Source organism: Actinoplanes sp. G11-F43, from assembly GCF_050589265.1.
GTDB lineage: Bacteria > Actinomycetota > Actinomycetes > Mycobacteriales > Micromonosporaceae > Actinoplanes.
This window is the reverse complement of record NZ_JBNZCE010000005.1, coordinates 282,730-302,911: the sequence shown is the minus strand read 5'-3', so window position 1 is coordinate 302,911 and position 20,182 is coordinate 282,730. Positions and strand designations below refer to the sequence as shown.

General features: G+C 69.8%; 17 protein-coding genes and 1 pseudogene. 6 read left to right on the top strand and 12 right to left on the bottom strand.

The genetic code is table 11. The features are described 5' to 3' along the window. Nucleotides 1-46: 46 nt before the first annotated feature. From ACQ0O7_RS06535 to ACQ0O7_RS06520, 4 genes are all read right to left on the bottom strand, one after another. Complete coding sequence (locus ACQ0O7_RS06535) at nt 47-670, bottom strand: rhomboid family intramembrane serine protease (protein WP_430780838.1); 624 nt, start codon at nt 668-670, stop codon at nt 47-49. Nucleotides 671-706: 36 nt separating this feature from the next. Next, nucleotides 707-1,483 carry a serine protease gene (locus tag ACQ0O7_RS06530; RefSeq protein ID WP_430780837.1) on the bottom strand — a complete coding sequence of 259 codons (777 nt, stop codon included), beginning with the start codon at nt 1,481-1,483 and terminating at the stop codon, nt 707-709. Between the two features lie 87 nt (nt 1,484-1,570). After that, complete coding sequence (locus ACQ0O7_RS06525) at nt 1,571-2,287, bottom strand: lytic transglycosylase domain-containing protein (RefSeq protein WP_430780836.1); 717 nt, start codon at nt 2,285-2,287, stop codon at nt 1,571-1,573. Nucleotides 2,288-2,512: 225 nt separating this feature from the next. Next, entirely contained in the window at nt 2,513-3,925 is a 1,413-nt protein-coding gene (locus ACQ0O7_RS06520; RefSeq protein WP_430780835.1) for a PhoH family protein, read from the bottom strand. Between the two features lie 274 nt (nt 3,926-4,199). On the opposite strand from ACQ0O7_RS06520, the gene otsB reads away from it, so the two are divergent. Further along, nucleotides 4,200-5,006, top strand: coding sequence for a trehalose-phosphatase (gene otsB, locus ACQ0O7_RS06515; RefSeq protein WP_430780834.1), 807 nt, complete (start codon nt 4,200-4,202; stop codon nt 5,004-5,006). Between the two features lie 1,771 nt (nt 5,007-6,777). On the opposite strand, the gene ACQ0O7_RS06510 is transcribed toward otsB, so the two are convergent. Together ACQ0O7_RS06510 and ACQ0O7_RS06505 are read right to left on the bottom strand one after the other, a co-directional pair. After that, nucleotides 6,778-7,548: an isoprenyl transferase gene (locus ACQ0O7_RS06510; protein WP_430780833.1), complete on the bottom strand. Its 771-nt coding sequence runs from the start codon at nt 7,546-7,548 to the stop codon at nt 6,778-6,780. 157 nt (nt 7,549-7,705) lie between these two features. After that, nucleotides 7,706-9,511, bottom strand: a complete 1,806-nt coding sequence (locus tag ACQ0O7_RS06505) for a phosphoenolpyruvate carboxykinase (GTP) (RefSeq protein WP_430780832.1) — start codon at nt 9,509-9,511, stop codon at nt 7,706-7,708. Between the two features lie 302 nt (nt 9,512-9,813). On the opposite strand from ACQ0O7_RS06505, the gene ACQ0O7_RS06500 reads away from it, so the two are divergent. The 3 genes from ACQ0O7_RS06500 to ACQ0O7_RS06490 are packed head-to-tail and all read left to right on the top strand — an operon-like array spanning nt 9,814 to nt 11,708. Then, complete coding sequence (locus ACQ0O7_RS06500; RefSeq protein WP_430780831.1) at nt 9,814-10,578, top strand: sigma-70 family RNA polymerase sigma factor; 765 nt, start codon at nt 9,814-9,816, stop codon at nt 10,576-10,578. Next, nucleotides 10,559-11,113, top strand: a complete 555-nt coding sequence (locus tag ACQ0O7_RS06495; RefSeq protein WP_430780830.1) for a GtrA family protein — start codon at nt 10,559-10,561, stop codon at nt 11,111-11,113. The genes ACQ0O7_RS06500 and ACQ0O7_RS06495 overlap by 20 nt, the downstream gene beginning before the upstream one ends. A gap of 37 nt (nt 11,114-11,150) precedes the next feature. Continuing rightward, nucleotides 11,151-11,708: a GtrA family protein gene (locus ACQ0O7_RS06490; protein ID WP_430780829.1), complete on the top strand. Its 558-nt coding sequence runs from the start codon at nt 11,151-11,153 to the stop codon at nt 11,706-11,708. On the opposite strand, the gene ACQ0O7_RS06485 is transcribed toward ACQ0O7_RS06490, so the two are convergent. From ACQ0O7_RS06485 to ACQ0O7_RS06475, 3 genes are read right to left on the bottom strand one after another with little or no spacing between them, the layout of a single operon-like run. Beyond that, the gene (locus ACQ0O7_RS06485; RefSeq protein ID WP_430780828.1) at nt 11,671-12,198 is read right to left on the bottom strand and encodes a PH domain-containing protein; all 528 of its coding nucleotides are present in this window, start codon (nt 12,196-12,198) and stop codon (nt 11,671-11,673) included. The genes ACQ0O7_RS06490 and ACQ0O7_RS06485 overlap by 38 nt on opposite strands. A 5-nt stretch (nt 12,199-12,203) precedes the next feature. Then, nucleotides 12,204-13,025, bottom strand: a complete 822-nt coding sequence (locus ACQ0O7_RS06480; RefSeq protein ID WP_430780827.1) for a biotin--[acetyl-CoA-carboxylase] ligase — start codon at nt 13,023-13,025, stop codon at nt 12,204-12,206. A 9-nt stretch (nt 13,026-13,034) separates the two neighbouring features. After that, on the bottom strand, nt 13,035-13,826 hold the full coding sequence (locus tag ACQ0O7_RS06475) for a hypothetical protein (protein ID WP_430780826.1): 792 nt from the start codon (nt 13,824-13,826) through the stop codon (nt 13,035-13,037). Nucleotides 13,827-13,946: 120 nt separating this feature from the next. On the opposite strand from ACQ0O7_RS06475, the gene ACQ0O7_RS06470 reads away from it, so the two are divergent. Next, nucleotides 13,947-15,509 (top strand): acyl-CoA carboxylase subunit beta, encoded by a 1,563-nt coding sequence (locus tag ACQ0O7_RS06470; RefSeq protein WP_430780825.1) that lies wholly within the window; start codon nt 13,947-13,949, stop codon nt 15,507-15,509. Nucleotides 15,510-15,574: 65 nt separating this feature from the next. Here ACQ0O7_RS06470 and ACQ0O7_RS06465 read toward each other — a convergent pair whose 3' ends face one another. The 3 genes and pseudogenes from ACQ0O7_RS06465 to ACQ0O7_RS06455 all read right to left on the bottom strand — a co-directional run. After that, nucleotides 15,575-16,315: a M50 family metallopeptidase gene (locus ACQ0O7_RS06465; RefSeq protein ID WP_430780824.1), complete on the bottom strand. Its 741-nt coding sequence runs from the start codon at nt 16,313-16,315 to the stop codon at nt 15,575-15,577. Nucleotides 16,316-16,442: 127 nt separating this feature from the next. Continuing rightward, entirely contained in the window at nt 16,443-16,661 is a 219-nt protein-coding gene (locus ACQ0O7_RS06460; protein ID WP_430780823.1) for a hypothetical protein, read from the bottom strand. A 1,928-nt stretch (nt 16,662-18,589) separates the two neighbouring features. After that, nucleotides 18,590-19,861: pseudogene (locus ACQ0O7_RS06455) on the bottom strand (serine/threonine-protein kinase); the annotation flags it as partial. 101 nt (nt 19,862-19,962) lie between these two features. On the opposite strand from ACQ0O7_RS06455, the gene ACQ0O7_RS06450 reads away from it, so the two are divergent. After that, a complete protein-coding gene (locus ACQ0O7_RS06450) occupies nt 19,963-20,160 on the top strand; it encodes an acyl-CoA carboxylase epsilon subunit (protein ID WP_430780822.1) in 198 nt (65 codons plus the stop codon). Nucleotides 20,161-20,182 lie beyond the last annotated feature (22 nt).

The window sequence follows — 20,182 nt, the reverse complement described above, 5'->3', positions numbered from 1 at the left end:
GGCTGGGTGTTGCGGTTGTGGGGCCGTGGGGCGTACCGGCGGAGGGTCAGGCTTTTCGGCGGAAGACGACTGCCGCGACCACGCCGCCGACCAGGCCCAGCAGGTGGCCCTGCCAGGAGATCCGCTGGTCGGTGGGGAGGACGTTGAAGAGCTGGTACCAGTAGAGGAGGCCGATGAAGCCGGCCACCGCGAAGTGCCACCAGCTGCGTTCGACCAGGCCGCGGGCGAAGATCAGGCCCAGGTAGCCGAAGATCACGCCGCTGGCGCCGACCACGACGGTCTGGGGGTCGCCGATGAACCAGACGCCGACGCCGGAGACCGCGATGATCAGGACGGTCGACCAGATGGCCCGGCGGACGCCTCCGGCGAGCACGAACGTGCCGAGCAGGATGAGCGGGACCGCGTTGCCGTAGAGGTGATCCCAGCCGTCGTGCAGGAACGGGCTGAAGAAGATGCCGTCGATGCCCTCACCGGAGCGCGGGATGATGCCGCCGGCCAGGTCGAGGGTGCCGGGGCCGAGGGCCACGTCGATCGCCTCGATCAGGAACAGCACCGGCACGATCGCGCACATCGTCACGAACGCACGGCCCAGTGCCGCGTAGAAGGCTTCCGTCCCGAATCTTGACGACTCGTCCGCTCGTGCGTCTGCTGCCCATCCGCCGTACCCCATGCATCGATGGTCGCAGGCGAAAACGAAAGCGGCCACTCAAGAGAGGCGTCTTGTGGCCTCTTCGATCTCGGCACGGAACTTGGCGATCTGGGTATAGACCCCGAAATATCCGTCCCGGGCACAACCCAGACCCCAGCTGACGATCCCGATCTGCACCCACCGCCCGGTGCGGTCCCGGCCGACCATCGGGCCACCGGAGTCGCCCTGGCAGGTGTCGACGCCGTGCCGGCCGGCGCAGATCGACTCGTCCTTGACCAGTTCCACCCCGGCCCGCCGGTACGCCGCCGCACACTCCTCGTCCGGGATGGTCGGCACGGTGGCGTAGTGCAGACGGCGTTCCTGCTGGGTCGAGTCCTCCCGGGTCTGCCCCCAGCCCATCACGGTGAACTCGCCCTCCTCGACGTCCTCAGCGGTGATCGGCAGGGTGGGCAGGACGAGTTCGCGTTCCAGCTTGACCAGGGCCCAGTCGTCGCCGGCGGTCTCGGTGACGAAGTCCGGCGACCGGTAGACCTCGACCGATTTGACGGCGACCGCGGACCGGGCTTTGAGGTCGCTGGCGCCGGCGGTGACGGTGATCCGGTCGTTGGGCCCGCTCGGCCCGACGCAATGCCCGGCGGTGAGGACGACGCGGGGCGCGGTCAGGGCGCCGCCGCAGCCCATGGAGAGCCGGACGGCCCACGGGAACCGGCCGTTGCCGGCGAGTTTGCCGCCGACCACCTCCCGGATGGGTGGCCGCCCGGTGTCGGCCCGTGCGGGTGCTCCGGTCACCGCGGGTGCTCCGGCCGCCGCCAACGCGAGCACGACGAATGACAAAGCCGCTTTCCGGACCATACGGACATTGGATCACAGCAAAAACGGGGCCGCGCGATTCGCCGCGCAACCCCGTTCAAAGCTCAGCTTTTAGTACCAGCCCACGCTCTGCGAGTGACTCCACGCGCTGCACGGGGTGTTGTAACGACCCTCGATGTAGCCGAGGCCCCACTTGATCTGGGTGGCCGGGTTGTTCTTCCAGTCACTGCCGGCCGACGCCATCTTCTTGCCGGGCAGCGACTGCGGGATCCCGTACGCCCCGGAGCTGGGGTTGGTGGCCTTGTAGTTCCAGCCACTCTCCTTCTTCCACAGCTTGTCCAGGCAGGGGAACTGGTCCAGCTTGAAACCGGCGTCCAGCATCATGGCGCAGCCGATCTCGCGGCTGCCGCTGTATTCGCTGCAGGACTCCGGGATGTCCCCGGTGAAGGTGACCGGGCCGGCGGCCTCCTCGGCCTTCTTCTTCTCCTCCGCGGCCTTCTTGTCCGCGATGGCCTTCTTCTCCTTCGTCCACGCCTTGGACGCGGCGGCCTTCACCTCGCTGGCGGCCTTCGCCGCGGCGACCTCCTCGGCGGCCACGCGGTGTGCGCGGTCCGCGGCGTGCTCGGCCTCACGCACCTTGAGCAGGCGCAGCTGCTCGGCGGCCGCAGCGGCCTCGGCGTTCGCCTGGACGAGAGACTCGGTCGAGGCCACCTGTTGCTTCGGGGCGTCGTCCCGGTCCTGGCCGAGGTACACACCACCGGTGAGACCCGCCGCGAGAAGACCGACGGACGCGACACGCACTCCGAGCCGGCTCCAGAGCCGCTTCACGAAGTTTCCCTTCGTCGGGGGCAAGAGAACGGCGGGCCCCCGACCCTCGGGCCGGACCTCGCCGTCAGCACCGCGACCCGATCAAGTCGCCGCTTGGTGCCCGCCGAACACCATGGCGCAACGTGAAGTGGATGTGAAACGCCAGCGTGGAGTTGTGAGGTTAGTCACTCGACTTTTCCCTCAAATCTCGGACATATCTGCCACGCTGGCGTTCCACCCGAAGACTTACAGCGGAATCTCCTCCAGGAGGTCGGTCACCACCTCGGCGATCGGCGAACGCTCCGAACGGGTGAGGGTGACATGCGCGAAGATCGGATGCCCCTTCAGCGCCTCGATCACCGCGGTCACCCCGTCGTGCCGGCCCACCCGCAGATTGTCCCGCTGGGCGACGTCATGGGTGAGCACCACCCGCGAGTTCTGCCCGATCCGGGACAGCACGGTCAGCAGCACGTTGCGTTCCAGCGACTGCGCCTCATCGACGATCACGAACGCGTCGTGCAGGCTCCGGCCCCGGATGTGGGTCAGCGGCAGCACCTCCAGCATGCCCCGGGCCAGCACCTCCTCGACCACATTGGCGTGCACCACCGCGCCCAGGGTGTCGAAGACCGCCTGCGCCCAGGGCGACATCTTCTCCGACTCGCTGCCCGGCAGATAGCCGAGCTCCTGGCCACCGACCGCGTACAGCGGGCGGAACACCACCACCTTCTTGTGGCGGTTGCGCTCCATCGTCGCCTCCAGGCCGGCGCAGAGCGCCAGCGCCGACTTGCCGGTGCCCGCCCGGCCGCCCAGCGAGACGATGCCGATCTGCTCGTCGAGCAGGATGTCCAAAGCCACCCGCTGCTCGGCCGAACGCCCCCGCAGCCCGAACGCGTCCCGATCACCGCGGACCAGTTTGATCGACTTGTCCGGGTTGACCCGGGCCAGCGCCGAACCACGCGGTGAATGGATCACCAGACCGGTGTGGCAGGGCAGATTCTCCGCCTCGTCCACCTCCAGCTCGTCTCCGGAGTAGAGCGAGACCACCTGCTCCTCGGACAGCTCCAGGTCGGCCATCCCGGTCCAGGTCGGGTCACTGGCCTGGCCGTGGCGGTACTCGTCGGCGGTGATGCCGACCGAAGCCGCCTTCACCCGCAGCGGCATGTCCTTGCTGACCAGAGTGACCTCACGGCCCTCGGCGGCCAGGCCCAGGGCCACGGACAGGATGCGGGTGTCGTTCGAGTCGTTGCGGAAACCCTGCGGGAGCACACTCTGATCGGCGTGGTTCAGCTCCACCCGCAGCGTGCCGCCCTCGTCGTTGCAGAGCACCGGCTGATCCAGGCGGCCGAACTTGATCCGCAGCTCGTCCAGCATCCGCAGCGACTGCCGGGCGAACCAGCCCAGCTCGGGGTGGTGACGTTTGCCCTCCAACTCGGAGATGACCACCAGGGGGACGATCACCTCGTGATCGGTGAACCGGCGGAACGCCGCCGGGTCGGACAGCAGGACCGAGGTGTCCAGGACGAAGACCCTGCCAGCGGTGGCGGGCTCCGCGTCGGCGTGCCGGTCCCGGGCCCTACGGCGCCCGGTCGTGGCACTGCTGCTGGAGACTTTTTCGGCCGGGTTCTGGTCGACCCCGGCATCGGTACGGCGAGATGTCACAGGCCTGCTCCAGCGGGCGTGCAACCCGGTCCGCCCGCGGTCCGCCACCTCCGGTCGCCGGCCCTCTGCACGGAGTCGGATCGCAGTCCCCGTGGCGCAATCGTCGCAGGTCCGGGCCGACCGGCTGGCCCGGGATGACCCCGTGCCATGACTCAAACGCTAGCGGTCAACTACGTCCCGCGGTAGTGCGCAAAATCGGGCACTCATGGGTGACGCTCGACGCACCGGAAATCGTGGGCATAAAAGAGGGTGGTGCGCGGGTAGTCTGGCTTTCGTGGCAGAGAGCGAACGTCCGACACACCCGCTGACCACCGACGACGCGTGGGCGTTCACCGCTTCACGTGCGTCGTCGACAACCTTCTTCTTCGATTTCGACGGTGTTCTCTCACTCGTCACCGACGACCCGGACGCCTCACAGCCGGTGCCATCCGTCCCAGGCGTGCTCGAGCGTCTGGCCGGCTCCGTCAACCGTGTGGCGATCGTCTCAGCCCGGCCGGTCAGTTTCCTGCGGTCCCGCTTCGAGACCCTCGACAACGTCGATCTGTTCGGGCTCTACGGCCTGGAGGTCTGGCACGACGGCGAGATCGTCACCAACCCGGCCGCACTCGAGTTCGTGCCCGCGATGGCCGAGCTGGCCGAGGCCGCCCGGTCCGCGCTGCCCGCCGAGATCCTGGTGGAGTACAAGAGGCTCTCCGTCGCCCTGCACTACCGGACCGCCCCCGAGCACGCCGCGGCCGTCGAGCGCTGGGCCCACGAGCAGGCCGAGCGCCTCGGCTTGCGCACCCAGCGCGGCCGCATGGTCGTCGAGCTGAAACCACCCGTCGACCAGGACAAGGGCATGGTCATCACGGAGAGCGTCCGGGACGCCGGCTGCGCCTGGTATTTCGGTGACGACATGTCCGACATCAAGGCATTCGACGCGCTGCGCGCCCGCGAGGCCGTCGACCCCGGATTCTTCGGCATGGCAGTCGCCGTCGCCAACCCGGAGACCGGCGCCGAGGTCTCCTCCGCCGCCGACCTCACACTGGAATCCCCCCACGCGGTCGCCGCCTTCCTCACCGAGGGCTTGAAACGCTTCTAACCCTTCCGCCGGTACGCCACGGGCCGCCCTCGCCGAACCGGGGACGCCCCGTGTCGTCCGCGCGACGTGGGTGCCACTCCGGACCGCCCGGCGACCACCGGGCGAATGCGCCCCTCACCGGCGGATTGGTAGCCGGGATTGGCGACACCGAAATGGTTCTTCTCCCGATTGAGGGCCGGGTGCCGCGCAAGTCCTCGGCCGGGTAACTCGAATCCGTCCCGGTGCGGGCACACCGTGACCGGTCGCGCTCCGGCGCAGACACTTCGGAGTCTTCTTCTTGGTGGAGGGCCGGGTGTCGCGCACGTCCTCGGCCGAGCGACTCGCCTCCACCTCGGTTCGGGCACACGGTGACCGGTCGTGCGCGAGCGCAGACGCCCCGGACCCGGCGTGGCATCACGGCCTACCGGCCGTGTTCCCGTGCCAGTGTTCCTCGGCCTGACCAGCGCATACGAACCATGAATGTGTGCGCCGGGCGGGCCCAGGGCCGGCACCGGCACCGGCACCGGCACCGGCACCGGCGGCCAACGATGCCGGCACCGGCACCGGCAACACCGACGGTGACAGCGACGGCGACGGCGACGGTGACAGCGACGGCGACGGCGACGGCGACGGCGACGGCGACGGCGACGGCGACGGCGACGGCGACGGCGACGGCGACGGCGAACGGATCATGATGGAGTCGCCGGCCCCGGCCCGGCCACAGTCCATCTCTCGAAAACGGGATTGCCCGNCGACGGTGACAGCGACGGCGACGGCGACGGTGACAGCGACGGCGACGGCGACGGCGACGGCGACGGCGACGGCGACGGCGACGGCGACGGCGACGGCGACGGCGACGGCGACGGCGAACGGATCATGATGGAGTCGCCGGCCCCGGCCCGGCCACAGTCCATCTCTCGAAAACGGGATTGCCCGTAAGGCCCAACCCCACCAAGCAGAAGGCACTCCGCGTCGGGCGAGGCATCACGGTCAACCGGTCGTGTTCCCGCGCCGGTGTCCTCAGCGCGACCAGCACACATGAACCGCGAAAGTGTGCACCGGTCGGGCCCGGGCCGGTGTCGGCGACGGCGGTTCATGGCGGAGTCGCCGGCCCGACCCGGCCACAGGCCGTCACTGGAAGGCAGGACCGCCCGACAGGCCACCCACACCAAGAAAAGGGTCTAAAAGGTGGTAATTCCCCAGGTTTCGGCTGAGTGGGCCGCCCCGCGAGGGATTTACCGTGAGGGATTGCCGCGAGCGATCAGATGCCCGAGGACAAGACTGAAATCGGCGGCGAATTGACCGAGATCGCATATTTTGCGGTCGCTCACGTGAGGTGTTGCCCGTGAATGGGCGGACAGCCGGGAGCGAGGCCCGACACGGCGGCCAGGGCGGCCAAGAGCTGCGGGAGGGCACTCGATGCGGGGCAACGACGCCGGGGAGCCAGGTCGGCTGAGGAGAAGGCTCGTGACGGTGGTAGATCGAGGGCGGGCCGAGATCGAGGGCGGGCCGCGGATTAAGGCTCACGTCGGGGATTGGACGCCAGGCAGCCGGGGGCGCGCGAGATTCCACATCGGTGGGACGATCGCGATGTTGGCTGGGGCTGAATCGCGGGCGATGTTCGATTTCGGTCAGAGGGCGTCTCGGCGTGGGATGAGACCGGGCGGGGTGCCGGTGGGGGCGCATTCGCCCGGTGGTCGCCGGGCGGTCTTGAGTGGCGCCCGCGTCGCGGGGACGATGCGGGGCGTCTTGGATTTGGCGCGGACGGCCCGGGGCGTACCGGAAGAAAGGTTCAGGCGCCGTAGCGACGCTGTCTCGTCGCGTAGGAGCGTAGGGCGCGCAGGAAGTCGATGCGGCGGAAGTCGGGCCAGTTGGCGTCGTGGAAGTAGAACTCCGAGTGGGCCGACTGCCAGAGCAGGAAACCGGACAGGCGCTGTTCGCCGGAGGTGCGGATGACCAGGTCGGGGTCGGGCTGGCCACGGGTGTAGAGGTGTTCGGCGATGTGTTCGACGTCGAGGATCTCGGCCAGTTCCTCGATGGTGCCGCCGGTGGCCGCGTGCTCGTAGAGCAGGGAGCGGACCGCGTCGGTGATCTCGCGGCGGCCGCCGTAGCCGACGGCCATGTTGACCTCGACGCCGTCGCAGCGGTCGCGGGTCTTCTCCTGCGCGGCCTTCAGGGTGGCGGCGGTGGCGGACGGCAGCACGTCCAGGGCGCCGACCATGCGCAGGCGCCACGGGTTGCCCTCTTCGGCGAGTTCGGTGGCCAGGTCCTCGATGATTCTCAGCAGGGGATCCAGCTCGGCGGCGGCCCGGCGCAGGTTGTCGGTGGCCAGCAGGTAGAGCGTGACGTGCTCGATGCCGGACTGGTCGCACCAGGTCAGCAGGTCTTTGACGCGGGTGGCGCCGACGCGGTGACCGTCGTTCGGGTCGACGAAGCCCATCTCCCGGGCCCACCGGCGGTTGCCGTCGCACATCACGCCGATGTGTTTGGGCACGGGCTTGCCGGCCAGCTTGCCCGCCAGCCGCCGTTCGTAAAAGGTGTAGACCAGAGAACGCAGACTCATCACCCCAAAGCGTAGCCACCCGCGCCACAGGCTCAAGTGGGGCGGCCCGCCGTGGGACCATCCGCGCCGGGATGCGTCCGATCGTGCGATCGGGGGCATCCACCGACCGGCCGGTCCCGCCCCGGGCGCCGTTGCCGTGGGGCGGGACCAGCCGGGGTCAGGCGTCGGCGAGTCTGGCCTTGAGCGCGTCGAGCTCGGACCAGAGCACCGCCGGCAGCTTGTCGCCGAACCTGGTGAACCACTCGGTGACCTGCGGGATCTCGGCCTGCCACTCGGCCGGATCGACCCGTAGTGCCGCCGCCAGGTCGGCCGGGTCGAGGTCGAGTCCGGTCAGGTCGAGGGCCTCCGGGGTGGGCACCGGGCCGATCGGGGTCTCGACCGCGTCGGCGGTGCCGTCGAGGCGTTCGGCGACCCATTTGAGGACCCGGCTGTTCTCGCCGAAACCGGGCCACAGGAACCGGCCGTCGTCGCCGCGGCGGAACCAGTTGACGTAGAAGACCTTCGGCAGCCGGGAGGCGTCGCCGGACGCGCCCTTGGCCATGTCGATCCAGTGCTGGAAGTAGTCGCCGGCGTGGTAGCCGATGAACGGCAGCATCGCCATCGGGTCGCGCCGGACCACACCGACCTGGCCGACCGCGGCCGCGGTCGTCTCGGACGAGAGGGTGGCGCCCAGGTAGACGCCGTGCACCCAGTCCCGGGCCTCGCTGACCAGCGGGACGGTGGTCTTGCGGCGGCCGCCGAACAGGATCGCGTCGATCGGGACGCCGCGCGGGTCGTGATATTCGCCGGCGAGGGTCGGGCATTGTTCGATGGGGGTGCAGAACCGGCTGTTGGGGTGGCTGGACGGCGTCTCCGAGCCGGGTGTCCAGTCCTGGCCCTTCCAGTCGGTGAGGTGTGCGGGCGGTTCGCCCATGCCCTCCCACCAGATGTCGCCGTCGTCGGTGCGGGCCACGTTGGTGAATACCGAGTTGCCGCGGGCCAGGGTGCGCATGGCGTTCGGGTTGGTGTGGAAGTCGGTGCCGGGCGCGACTCCGAACAGCCCGAACTCGGGGTTGGTGGCCCAGAGCCGGCCGTCCTCACCGAAGCGCATCCAGGCGATGTCGTCGCCGACGGTCTCGACCTTCCACCCGTCGAGAGTCGGCTCCAGCATCGCCAGGTTGGTCTTGCCGCAGGCGGACGGGAACGCCCCGGCGATGTACTTGACCGCACCCTCCGGCGAGGTCAGTTTCATGATCAGCATGTGTTCGGCGAGCCAGCCCTCGTCCCGGGCGGCGACGCTGGCGATCCGGAGCGCGAAGCACTTCTTGCCGAGCAGCGAGTTGCCCCCGTAACCGGAGCCGTACGACCAGATCTCCCGGGTCTCCGGGAAGTGCGAGATGTACTTCGTCTCGTTGCAGGGCCAGGCGGTGTCGGTCTCGCCGGGGTTCAGCGGCGCGCCGACCGAGTGCAGGGCCGGGACGAAATCCGTGTCCGTTCCCATCGCGGCGAGGACGTCGGCACCCATCCGGGTCATGATCCGCATGCTGGCCACGACGTACGGGCTGTCGGTCAGCTCGACGCCGAACATCGGGGACGGGGCGTCCAGCGGGCCCATGCAGAACGGGACGACGTACATCGTCCGGCCGGTCATGCAGCCCCGGTACAGCCCGGTCATCAGCTGCTTCATCTCGGCCGGGGCCATCCAGTTGTTGGTCGGCCCGGCGTCGGCCTCGTCGGCTGAGCAGATGAACGTCCGCTCCTCGACCCGCGCCACATCGGACGGGTCGGTGCGCGCCCAGAACGAGTTCGGCTTCTTCGCCGGGTCGAGGCGCACCAGCGCGCCGGAGTCGACCAGTTCGTCGGTGAGGCGGGTCCATTCGGCGTCCGAACCGTCGCACCAGACGATCCGGTCGGGTGTGGTCAGGGCGGCGACCTCGTCGATCCACGCCAGTAGTCGGGGGTGCGAGGCAGGGGGCTGGGTCAAGATGAAGCTCCTTCGGTCGGCACTGACCTATGACCGATCAGCCGGGGTGAACCGGCTGTTGTCATGGGGAGTCACGTCAGCGTAAGCCCAAGTTCATCGGCTGAATCTGTGGACAACCGCACAATCTTTGGCCGAGATGCGCGTTCACGATCGATTCTTCGCCGCAAAGTGCAGCAGTGCGCATGCGTGCCGAATCCGGTCCAGCCACACCGCCACGCCTGACAACTTTCACAAAAAGGGCTTAACGCCTTAGACTCTCGCGTAATCGGGCATTCTTCACAGTTCCGGCCACAGGAGGCGGAATGACGATCCCGGGCAACGACGCGGACTCGGACACCGGCCTGCTCGCCGCGGTTCGGGCCGGCGACACCGCCGCGTACGGGACGCTCTACGAGCGGCACCACACGGCAGCCCGCAAGTTCGCCTTCGGACTGGTCCACCGCCCCGCCGACGTCGACGACCTGGTCGCCGAGACCTTCGTCAAGGTCTTCGCGACGCTGCGCGCCGGCCGGGGACCGCTGGTGGCCTTCCGCGCCTATCTGCACACCACCATGCGGCACCTCTGCTACCAGCGGGCCCGGATGGACCGGCGGCTGGAGTTCACCGACGACCTGACCCGGTACGACCCGGGCGAGCCGTTCACCGACCCGGCTTTGGACCGGCTGGAGCGCACCTTCGCGGCCGCCGCGTTCCGGCAGCTGCCCGAGCGCTGGCGGGACGTGCTGTGGCAGACCGAGGTGGAGGGCAGCACCCCGGCCGAACTGGCCCCCCGGATGGGCCTCACCCCGAACGCGGTGGCGGTTCTCGCCCACCGGGCCCGCGAGGGCCTGCGCAGCCTCTATCTCCAGCAGCACGTGGCCACCGCCGACCACCCGGAGTGCCGCTGGGCCGCCGAACGCCTCGGCGGGCAGGTGCGCGGCCGGCTCGCCCCGCGCGACGCCCACCGGATGCGAACCCACCTCACCTGGTGCGCCGACTGCCGCGAACGGCTGGCCGAGATCCGCGAGATCGACAGTTTTCGTAACTCTCCGTACCGGCAGCGTCACCATGCCGAGACGTCCGGTTAAGGGTCGGCAACGAGGACGGCCGGGAGTGACCGGCGCCGGTACTCTCGGTCCCGTGCCCCCGAACCCCGACCTACGCTCCCGCATCCGGGGGATGGTCCGCGAGCTCGGCAAGTTCGGCACCGTCGGCGGTTTCGCCTTCCTGGTCGACCTGGTGATCTACAACCTGTTACTCCAGGCCGGCTGGGAGACCCTGATCGCCAAGGCCCTGTCGACCACGGTGGCCACCACCATCGCGTTCCTGGGCAATCGCTTCTGGACCTGGCGGGACGAGGGCGACCACGTCGGCATGACCCGCCAGTACACGACGTTCTTCGTGCTCAACCTGATCGGCCTGGGCATCTCCCTGGCCTGCCTGGCGATCAGCCACTACGGCCTGGGCTCGGTCTGGGCCCCGGCACAGACCAAACTCGCCGACAACATCGCCGGGCTGGGCGTCGGGACAGCCTTGGGTACCCTGTTCCGGTTCTGGTCCTACCGTCGTTACGTCTTCCGGGTCAACGCTGCCCCGGGCGTGCAGTCACCGGCCTCACAGTGACTCGGCGTAGCCTCCCCCGCTCCCGTAAGGTTGCCGAATGCCCCCAGCCAGTACGCTGACGTCACGCCTTCGTCAGCTCGCCCCGGAAGCCATCGCCTTCGGCGTCATCGGGGCCGGCAACACATTGCTCTACCTGGCCATCTACTACGTGTCGATGCCGATCGGGCCGGTCAAGGCGAGCATCCTGGCGACGGTCGTCACGACCACTCTGGCGTACCTGGCGAACCGCTACTGGACCTACCGCCACCACACCCGGACCGCACTGCGCCGGGAGTACACCCTGTTCTTCGGGTTCAACCTGGTCGGCATGCTGATCCAGTCCGGCATGACCGCTCTCGGCAAGTACGGGTTCGGCCTCTCCGAGCACGACGACAAGCTGAAACTGCTCGCCGTGACGACGGTCGGCATCGTGATCGCCACGGTCTTCCGGTTCTGGTCGTACCGCACGTTCGTCTTCCTGAAGCCGCCGGTCGACGGGCACGAGGGCGCCATCACCGACATGGACGCCACCGCCGGGTTCGCCGAGCTCAGCGCGATCGACGAGCCGGGCAGCGCGGCTAACCTCGATCTGCGGCCGGAGCTGGATCCTCGATGACCGGGGCCGGGGCCGTCTCGATCAGCTCATACAGGGTGTTCTGCACCAGCTGAGCGGCGGGGATCCCGGCCAGCACCGCGGTCTGATCCCCGATCGAGTCGATGGTCAGCGTCCCGCTGCCGAACATCCGGTCCACCAGCGACTGGGTCATCACATGGTCGTTGACCCGCTCCAACGGCAGGTCACGCCGCTCCCGCGCGAGCATCCCGCGCTGCACCAGGAGCCGCTCGGTGGTCAGCACGTACTCCGTGGACCACCAGCGCAGCAGCGGGCCCACGCCGTAGCGGGATCCGTAATAGAGCACGATGCCGGCCACCATGAGCAGGCCGATCCGGCCGCCCTCGCTCGGCGGGAGCAGCACCCACGCCGTCACCAGACCGGTCACGGCCAGCACCAGCACGACGGCCGGCAGCACCACGGCCTTCCAGTGCCCGCGCAGGTGGAGGACGATCTCCTCCTCGTCGGCGAGCAGATCCTCCGGGAACGACACGCGGATCAGCGTACGTGCAGGACATCCCCGGCCGAGACCCGAAAATCGCCGTCTTCCACCGTACGGATCACCAACTGCCCGTCCCGGTCCACCGCGACCGCCTCGCCGGTCTTCTCCCCGCCTCCGGGCAGCAGCACCCGCACCTCGCGGCCGATCGTGACGCAGTGTCGCTGGTAGGCGGCGAGCAGCCCGCACATCTCGGCGTCGCCGTCCGCCTCCCGCCACCCCTCGTACCACCGGGCGACCCCGCGCAGCAGGGCCCGCAGCAGTGGATCGCGGTCGGTGCTCTCGGCACCGGCCACCCGCAGCGAGGTGGCCGGCACCCCGGTGGTCTCCGGCAGCTCCTCGGCCCGGGTGCTGACGTTCAGCCCGATCCCGACCACCACCGCGTCACCGGACACCTCGGCCAGGATCCCGGCGCATTTGCGGTCGGCGACCAGCAGGTCGTTGGGCCATTTCAGCGCCGCCTCCACGCCGGACACCCGGGTCACCGCCTCGGCCAGGGCCACCCCGGCGAGCAGCGGCAGCCAGCCGAACGCCGCCTGCGGCACGGCCGGGCCGGGCCGCAGCAGCACACTCACGGTGAGCCCGGCCCGCGGCGGCGACACCCACTGACGGTCCCGGCGGCCGCGCCCGGCGATCTGGCTCTCGGCCACCAGCACCAGGCCCTCCGGCTCGCCGCGGACGGCGGCGGCCGCCACGTCGGCGTTCGTCGAGCCGGTCTCCTCGCGCACCTCGATCCGCGACCAGAAGGCGCCCGGCGTGATCAGCGCCCGGGTCAGGGACCGCTCGGACAGCGGCGGCCGGTCCAGCTCGGTGTAGCCCATCAGGGCAGCTTACTGCGGCTTGGCCGAGTGCCTGCTGACGTAGCCGGTGGCCGGCCGGGGCCGGGGGCTGGGCCGTTCCTCGCCGTCCGGCTGGACGTGGCGGGGCTGGGCGTTGCGCTCCTCCCAGGACCGTGGCAGCCGGACCCGGCGTTCCCGATCGCGGGGCGGCCACTCCGGCATCGGGCCGGTCGCCGGGATCGGCGGCAGGTCGAAACCGGTGGCCGGCTCGTAGTCCGGCACCGGCGGAAGCGAGTCCAGGCCGGAGACGGTGTACAGGTCGTCCGGCACCGGGGTCCAGTAGTCCCCGGTCGGCGGGCGCTCGACGTCGGTGTAGCGGGGCCAGTCCCATTCCGGCATCGGCTTCTCCTCGTCCAGTTCGCGGTAGCGCCCGGAGTAGCCCCGGGGGTTCTCGGCGTCGCGCGTCGCCCAGGCGTACCCGTCCGGTTCCGGTTCGCGGCGCCGCCGGCGCGGTGGCCATTCCTCGGCAGGCTCCGGCAGGGGCTGGTCTTCCTCGTCGTCGTCGGCCAGCCCGATCGAGGCCAGCCCGCTGGCCGCCGGGTCCGCTTCGGGCCTCGGCACGCTGTGTGTCCCGGTCGCGGTGAGCACGGGGTACTCCCGGCTCGGCAGTGGGTCCCGGCGGGGCGTGGGCACCGACCGCTCCGAGCGCCGGCGGCGCGCGGAGGAGCCGGCCCGGTCCGTCCGACGAGCCCCGCCACCGAAGAGCACGGCGCGGAAGCTGATCAGGGTGGCGAGGCCGCCTGCGATGAAGGCGAGCCCGGCCGCGGTCATCCAGTTCGTCACGACGCTAGTAACGAATGGGACATTGGGTATGAAACGTGCGCGTAGCGACGCCCTCCCTGTGCGATATCAAATTCGTTAGCCTGAACGAACACTTGGCTGCCTGAGAGCGTGGAGACCATCGTGACAACGCCGCCCGACATCCACACCACCGCCGGCAAGCTCGCCGACCACGCCCGCCGCACCGACGAGGCCGTGCACGCCGGCTCGGCGCGGGCCATCGAGAAGCAACACGCCCGAGGCAAGAAGACCGCCCGCGAACGGATCGAACTGCTCCTCGACAAGGACTCGTTCGTGGAGCTCGACGAGCTGGCCCGGCACCGGTCCACCGCCTTCGGCCTGGACCGGAACCGGCCGTACGGGGACGGCGTGGTCACCGGCCACGGCACCGTCGACGGCCGGCAGGTCTGCGTCTTCTCCCAGGACTTCACGGTCTTCGGCGGCTCCCTCGGCGAGGTCTTCGGCGAGAAGATCGTCAAGGTGCTCGACCTGGCCATGAAGATCGGCTGCCCGATCATCGGCATCAACGACTCCGGCGGCGCCCGCATCCAGGAGGGGGTGGTCGCGCTCGGCCTCTACGCCGACATCTTCTTCCGCAACGTCCGGGCCAGCGGTGTCGTCCCGCAGATCTCACTGATCATGGGCCCGTGCGCGGGTGGCGCCGTCTACTCCCCGGCGATCACCGACTTCACCGTGATGGTCGACCAGACGTCGCACATGTTCATCACCGGACCGGACGTGATCAAGACGGTCACCGGTGAAGAGGTCGGCATGGAGGAGCTGGGCGGGGCGCGCACCCACAACACCCGCAGCGGCAACGCACACTACCTGGCCAGCGATGAGGAGGACGCGATCGAGTACGTCCGGGCGCTGCTCTCCTACCTGCCCAGCAACAACCTGGACGAGCCGGTCGTCCTCGACCTCGCGGAGAGCGGGGAAGCCGATCTCGAATTGGACACCCTGATCCCGGACTCCCCCAACCAGCCGTACGACATCAAGACGGTGGTCGAGACGGTGGTCGACGACTTCCTCGAAGTGCAGGAGCTGTACGCGCAGAACATCGTGGTCGGCTTCGGCCGCGTCGAGGGCCGCCCGGTCGGGGTCGTCGCCAACCAGCCGATGAGCCTGGCCGGCACCCTCGACATCGCGGCGTCGGAGAAGGCGGCCCGGTTCGTGCGCACCTGTGACGCGTTCAACATCCCGGTGCTGACCTTCGTGGACGTCCCCGGATTCCTGCCCGGCACCGGACAGGAGTGGGACGGGATCATCCGGCGAGGAGCCAAACTGATTTACGCGTACGCCGAAGCGACCGTCCCCAAGGTGACCGTGATCACGCGAAAGGCGTACGGCGGAGCCTACGACGTGATGGGTTCCAAGCACCTCGGCGCCGACGTCAACTTCGCCTGGCCCACCGCCCAGATCGCGGTGATGGGCGCACAGGGCGCCGTCAACATCCTGTACCGGGCCGACCTCGCCGCCGCCGAGGACCCGGTGGCACGCCGGGCCGAACTCATCCAGGAGTACGAGGACACCCTGGCCAACCCGTACATCGCGGCCGAACGCGGCTACGTCGACGCGGTCATTCAGCCCTCACAGACCCGCATCCAGGTCACCAAGGCCCTGCGCATGCTCCGCACCAAGCGCGAAACCCTGCCGCCCAAGAAGCACGGCAACATCCCCCTCTGAGGATGTCGCCCCGATCGCGTGGTGAGTTGCGGTGCGCTCCGCGCCGCAACTCACCACGCGGGGTGTCAGAGGGACGCGGACAGCTCCGGGAGCCACTGGCCGGCCAGCAGGAACGCGCCGGTGGCCAAGGCGATCAGGTTGACGACGAGGAAGACGCCGACCCAGAACAGCGCCGGCAGGTGAGTCAGCCGGGCCAACTGGTCGGCGTCCGAATCACGCATCCGGCCCCGGCTGCGCAGACTCTGCAACTCGAACACCGGGCGGACACCACCGAAGAGCAGGAACCAGACGCCCGCGTACGCGAAAGCGGCCTGGGTCTCCGGCTCCGCATACCAGGACACGGCGAACACGATCGCGCCCGTCACCAGCAGCGACACCACACCGAACAGGTTCCTGATGTTGATCAGCATGAGCAGCAGGAGCACCACCGCCAGCCACAGCAGCAGCGTGATCCGATTCCCGCCCAGCAGCCAGGCGCCCAGCACACCCACCAGCGACGGCGCGATGTAGCCGAACAGCAGGGTGAGGATCATGCCGAGCCCGGTCGGACGGCCCGCCGACAGGGTCAGGCCGGACGTGTCGAACTCCAGACGGATCCCGCGCAGCTTGCGCCCGGTCAACAGGGCCAGCAGCGCGTGACCACCCTCGTGGGCGATCGTCACCGCGTTACGGGCCACCCGCCACACCGGTCGGATCGCCACCGCCAGAAGCCCGGCCAGCGCGGTGAGGAGCACCAGCATCCCGGGCGGGTCGGGCTGCGCCCCGAACAGGTGGTCCCACAGGTCAGTCACGCCTTCGATCGACACGCCGGGGACTGTAGCCGATCCGGTTGTGTTTTCGGTCGGCCGCGCCCGCGTCTTCGGGTCGACCGCGCCTCCGTTTTCGAGTCAGCCGCACCCGCGTCCTTGGGTCAGCCGCGCCCGCGTCTTCGGGTCAGCCGCGCCTGCGAGCGACCACCCGGGCCGGCTCCGGCTCAGCGTTGCCCAGCGTGCGGGCGGCCAGCACACCGGCACCCGCGATGACCGCGACCGCGGCCAGGATCAGCAGCAGCGTGAACAGCCCGGCGGACACCACGATCAGCGCGACGTCGACCACCGCGACCAGCATCCAGAGGGCGACCGTGGGCTTTCTGCCGTGTCGTCGGCAGTTCATGAGGAGCACCTCCATCCGTGATGCTGGATAACTACCCAGCCGTCCGGATCTCACTCACACATGGAGGTGGATCATCCTCAGCGGAACTTGAAACTCTGGTAGACCGCGGCCAGATCCTTCTTGCCCGCGTTCCAGTCCTTCGCCTCGGTGTACCAGGTCAGCACGATGGTCTGGTTGCCGTCGTTGAAGACCCGGCGCACCACACGCTGCTTGTAGCCGCTCGGGTTCCGCTCGTACTCGTGCTCGGCGGCCTTCCGCCCGTTGAAGTCGACCTCGGTGGCGCTGCCCAGATCGCTCCTCAGGTACTTGACCGGATCGATCTTGCCGGGCACCACGTCGAACCGGAACTGCCGGCCCTTACCCCAGCTGTACGTGATGTTGTTGCCGCCACCGGAGCCGCTCGCGCTCGGCGGGGCCTTGAACGAGAACCCGGAGTAGTTGAGCGTCCGCCAGTCGTCCGGGATCGCCGCGGCCGCCGGTGAGGACGGCGGCTTAGAGGTCGGCGTCTCCTTCGACGGTGTCGAACCGCCGGTCCCAGCACTGGGCTGCGCCGGGGTCGACGCGACCCCGCCCTGGGTGACCTGGTTGTCCTCCGAGTCGCTGCCGAACGCCTGCACCACGATGATGCCGATCAGGATCACGAACGTCAGCACGATGCCGAGACCGATCGCCGCCTGACGGCGGGTCAGCGTGGTCCCGAAGATGGTGACCCCGCCGCGGCGCTCCTGCGGGCGCATCTGCATCGGCGTCCAGGCCGGGCGGTTCGGGCGGTTGAAACCGGGCACGTCACCGACGACCGAGGTCGGCGGCTCCGGGCTGCTGGTCACGATCCGGCGGCGCGGCGGCATGCTGACCACCGACGTACGGTCGTCGTCCGCACCGGGGCCGGACAGCAACGTCGTCCGGTCCTCGACCGGGGCCCGCGGCGGAGGCGGCGACAGGAACGTCGTCTTCTCCTCGGCCTGGCCCGGCTGGGGCGTCACCGGTTTCGGCGGAAACGCCATGACCGACGTCCGGTCCTCGGCGGCGGCCTTCTCCTGAGCGGCCTTCTCCCGGGCGGCCTTCTCTTCCGCGGCCTTCTCCCGGGCAGCCTTCTCCTCAGCGGCCCGCTCCCGGGCGGCCTTCTCCTCGGCCGCCTTCTTCGCAGCGGCCTCCTCGCGGGCGGCCTTCTCCTGAGCAGCCTTCTCCTGAGCGGCCTTCTCCTCAGCAGCCTTCTCCTCAGCAGCCTTCTCCCGGGCGGCCTTCTCCTCAGCAGCCTTCTCCCGGGCGGCCTTCTCCTCGGCGGCCTTCTTCCCGGCCGCCGCCTCAGCGGCCTTCTCCGCCTCGGCCGACTGGTCCGCGGACTCCGCCTCGGGCTCCGGCGAGCCCTGCGTGGCCGACACCGTCCTGGGCTCGGCCGACGGCTCCGGCTTCTCCCCTGCCTCCGGCTCCGTCTCCGCGGCGGCCGGCGCTTCGGTACTCGCGTCCGCCTCGGCCTTCACTCCGGCTTCCGCGTCGGCGGCTTCGGCGGGTGCGGGCTCGGCGGGTGCGGGCTCGGCCTCCACCACCGGGGCGGCGGCCGGCGAGGTCGGCGCGTCGGCCTTCACCGCGTACGGCGAATCGGTTTCGGTCTTCGGCTCCGGCTGGGAAATCTTTGGTGTGTTCTTCGTCTCCTCAGCCGCCGGAGCGTCCTCAACAGAGGATTCCTCGGCCGATTGGTCACGTGGCGTGACGACGGGGTAGCCGGAAGTGGCCTGCGCGAGGGAACGCTCGTGCTCCGGCGCGGCCTGCTTCCGCCGGTTGGCGACGACGTCGGCTGCGGTGAAACCGGTCCGCAACGCGTTCGTCGGTGCCGAACTGTTCGCCATCGACTGCGGGCTCGCCATCGGCTGCGGACTCGCCGACGACTGCGGGACCTCGACCGGGCGGCCCGGCTCCACCGGCGGGCGGCCCGCCGAAGGCATCCCGATCGAAGGGCGGCCCGCGGCAGGACGGTCCATCGGCGGGCGGCTCACCGTCGACCGGCCCGTGGCGGTACGCGGCGGCTGGCCCGGGTAGGGGACGGAGGCGGACCCCGAACCACCGGAAACGGGTTTGATCTCGTCCCGGACCGGCGGAGTGTCGAGCCGCGTCGCGTCCAGCGGTTTCGCCGGACGCCGGGGCGGCTCCGGAGACACCTGAGCCTTGCCCTGGGCGAAGTGCGGCGGACGGCCGTCAGCGGCGGGCGGCTGCACCACCGGCGGGCGCGGGTTCGGCACCACCGGAGCCGAACCCGTCGCCGTCGACCAGCCGGAACCCGGCAGAACCGGCGGCCCACCCGGACCACTCGGCAGCGACGGGCGCTCCCGGCCGGCACCCGGACGGCGCATCGACGGGCTCATCGGGAACGTGATCTTGGAGCGGCGACCGGCCGCCCGCGCCAGCAGACGCTCGGCCTCCTCCGCGTTGATGCGGTGCGCCGGATCCTTACGCAACAGGCCGTTGAGCACCGGTTTCAGCGGCCCACCGTTACGCGCGACAGGCACGTTCTCGGTGGCCAGCGCGGCCAGCGTCGCGATCGCCGACGGGCGCGCGAACGGCGACTGGCCCTCGACCGCCGCATACAGGGTGGCGCCCAGCGACCACAGGTCGGCGGCCGGACCGGCGGTGCCGTCCCGCGCGCGCTCCGGCGCGATGTAAGCCGGCGAACCCAGCACCAGACCCGTCCGGGTCACATTCGGGTCACCCGGCACGGTGGCCAGGCCGAAGTCGGTCAGAACCACCCGGCCGTCCGCGCCGAGCAGCACGTTGCCCGGTTTTACGTCCCGGTGCATGACGCCGTTGCGGTGGGCGGCACGCAGGGCGTTCAGCACACCCAGGCCGATCTCCGCCGTACGCAGCGGGTTGAACGGCCCGTCCTGCGCCAGCGTGTCCTGGAGCGAACGCGACGGGACGTACTCCATCACGATCCAGGGGTCGGCATCCGTGCTGAGCACGTCGAAGACGCGCACCACGTTGATGTTGTTGAGCCGGGCGATGGCACGCGCCTCACGAAGAGAACGCTCGCGCATCTCCTGCCGCTCGCTCGGGGTCAGCCCCGGCGGCGGCACGAGCTCCTTGATCGCCACTTCTCTGTGCAGGACGACATCGGTCGCCCGCCAGACACGTCCCATCCCGCCCTGACCGAGCGGCGAAACGAGCCGGTACCGATCAGCGACAACGGGAGGGGGAGAAGAAGACATCACGCAGAAAATACCTGGTTCTGTCGAGCGGCCGCGAATTGATCAGCCGAGTGTGGGACACGTGTCACCGGATCTCCGGGCAGAGGTCGTACGCTCGGTTGATGAATGAGGAACCGCTGGTCAGCGTCGTACGGGGAAGCCTAGACGATCATGAGCTGGCCGCGCTGGCCGCCATCCTGGCATCTCGATCCACTTCGGTCAATCGCCATATCACCCCGCAACCCGTATCAGACTGGATGCGCGCGGCCCGCCCGTCAACAACCCCCCGCACCTGGCGAACCGCGGCCCACCCCCGCTGACCCGTCATCCACAGGGGGCAGA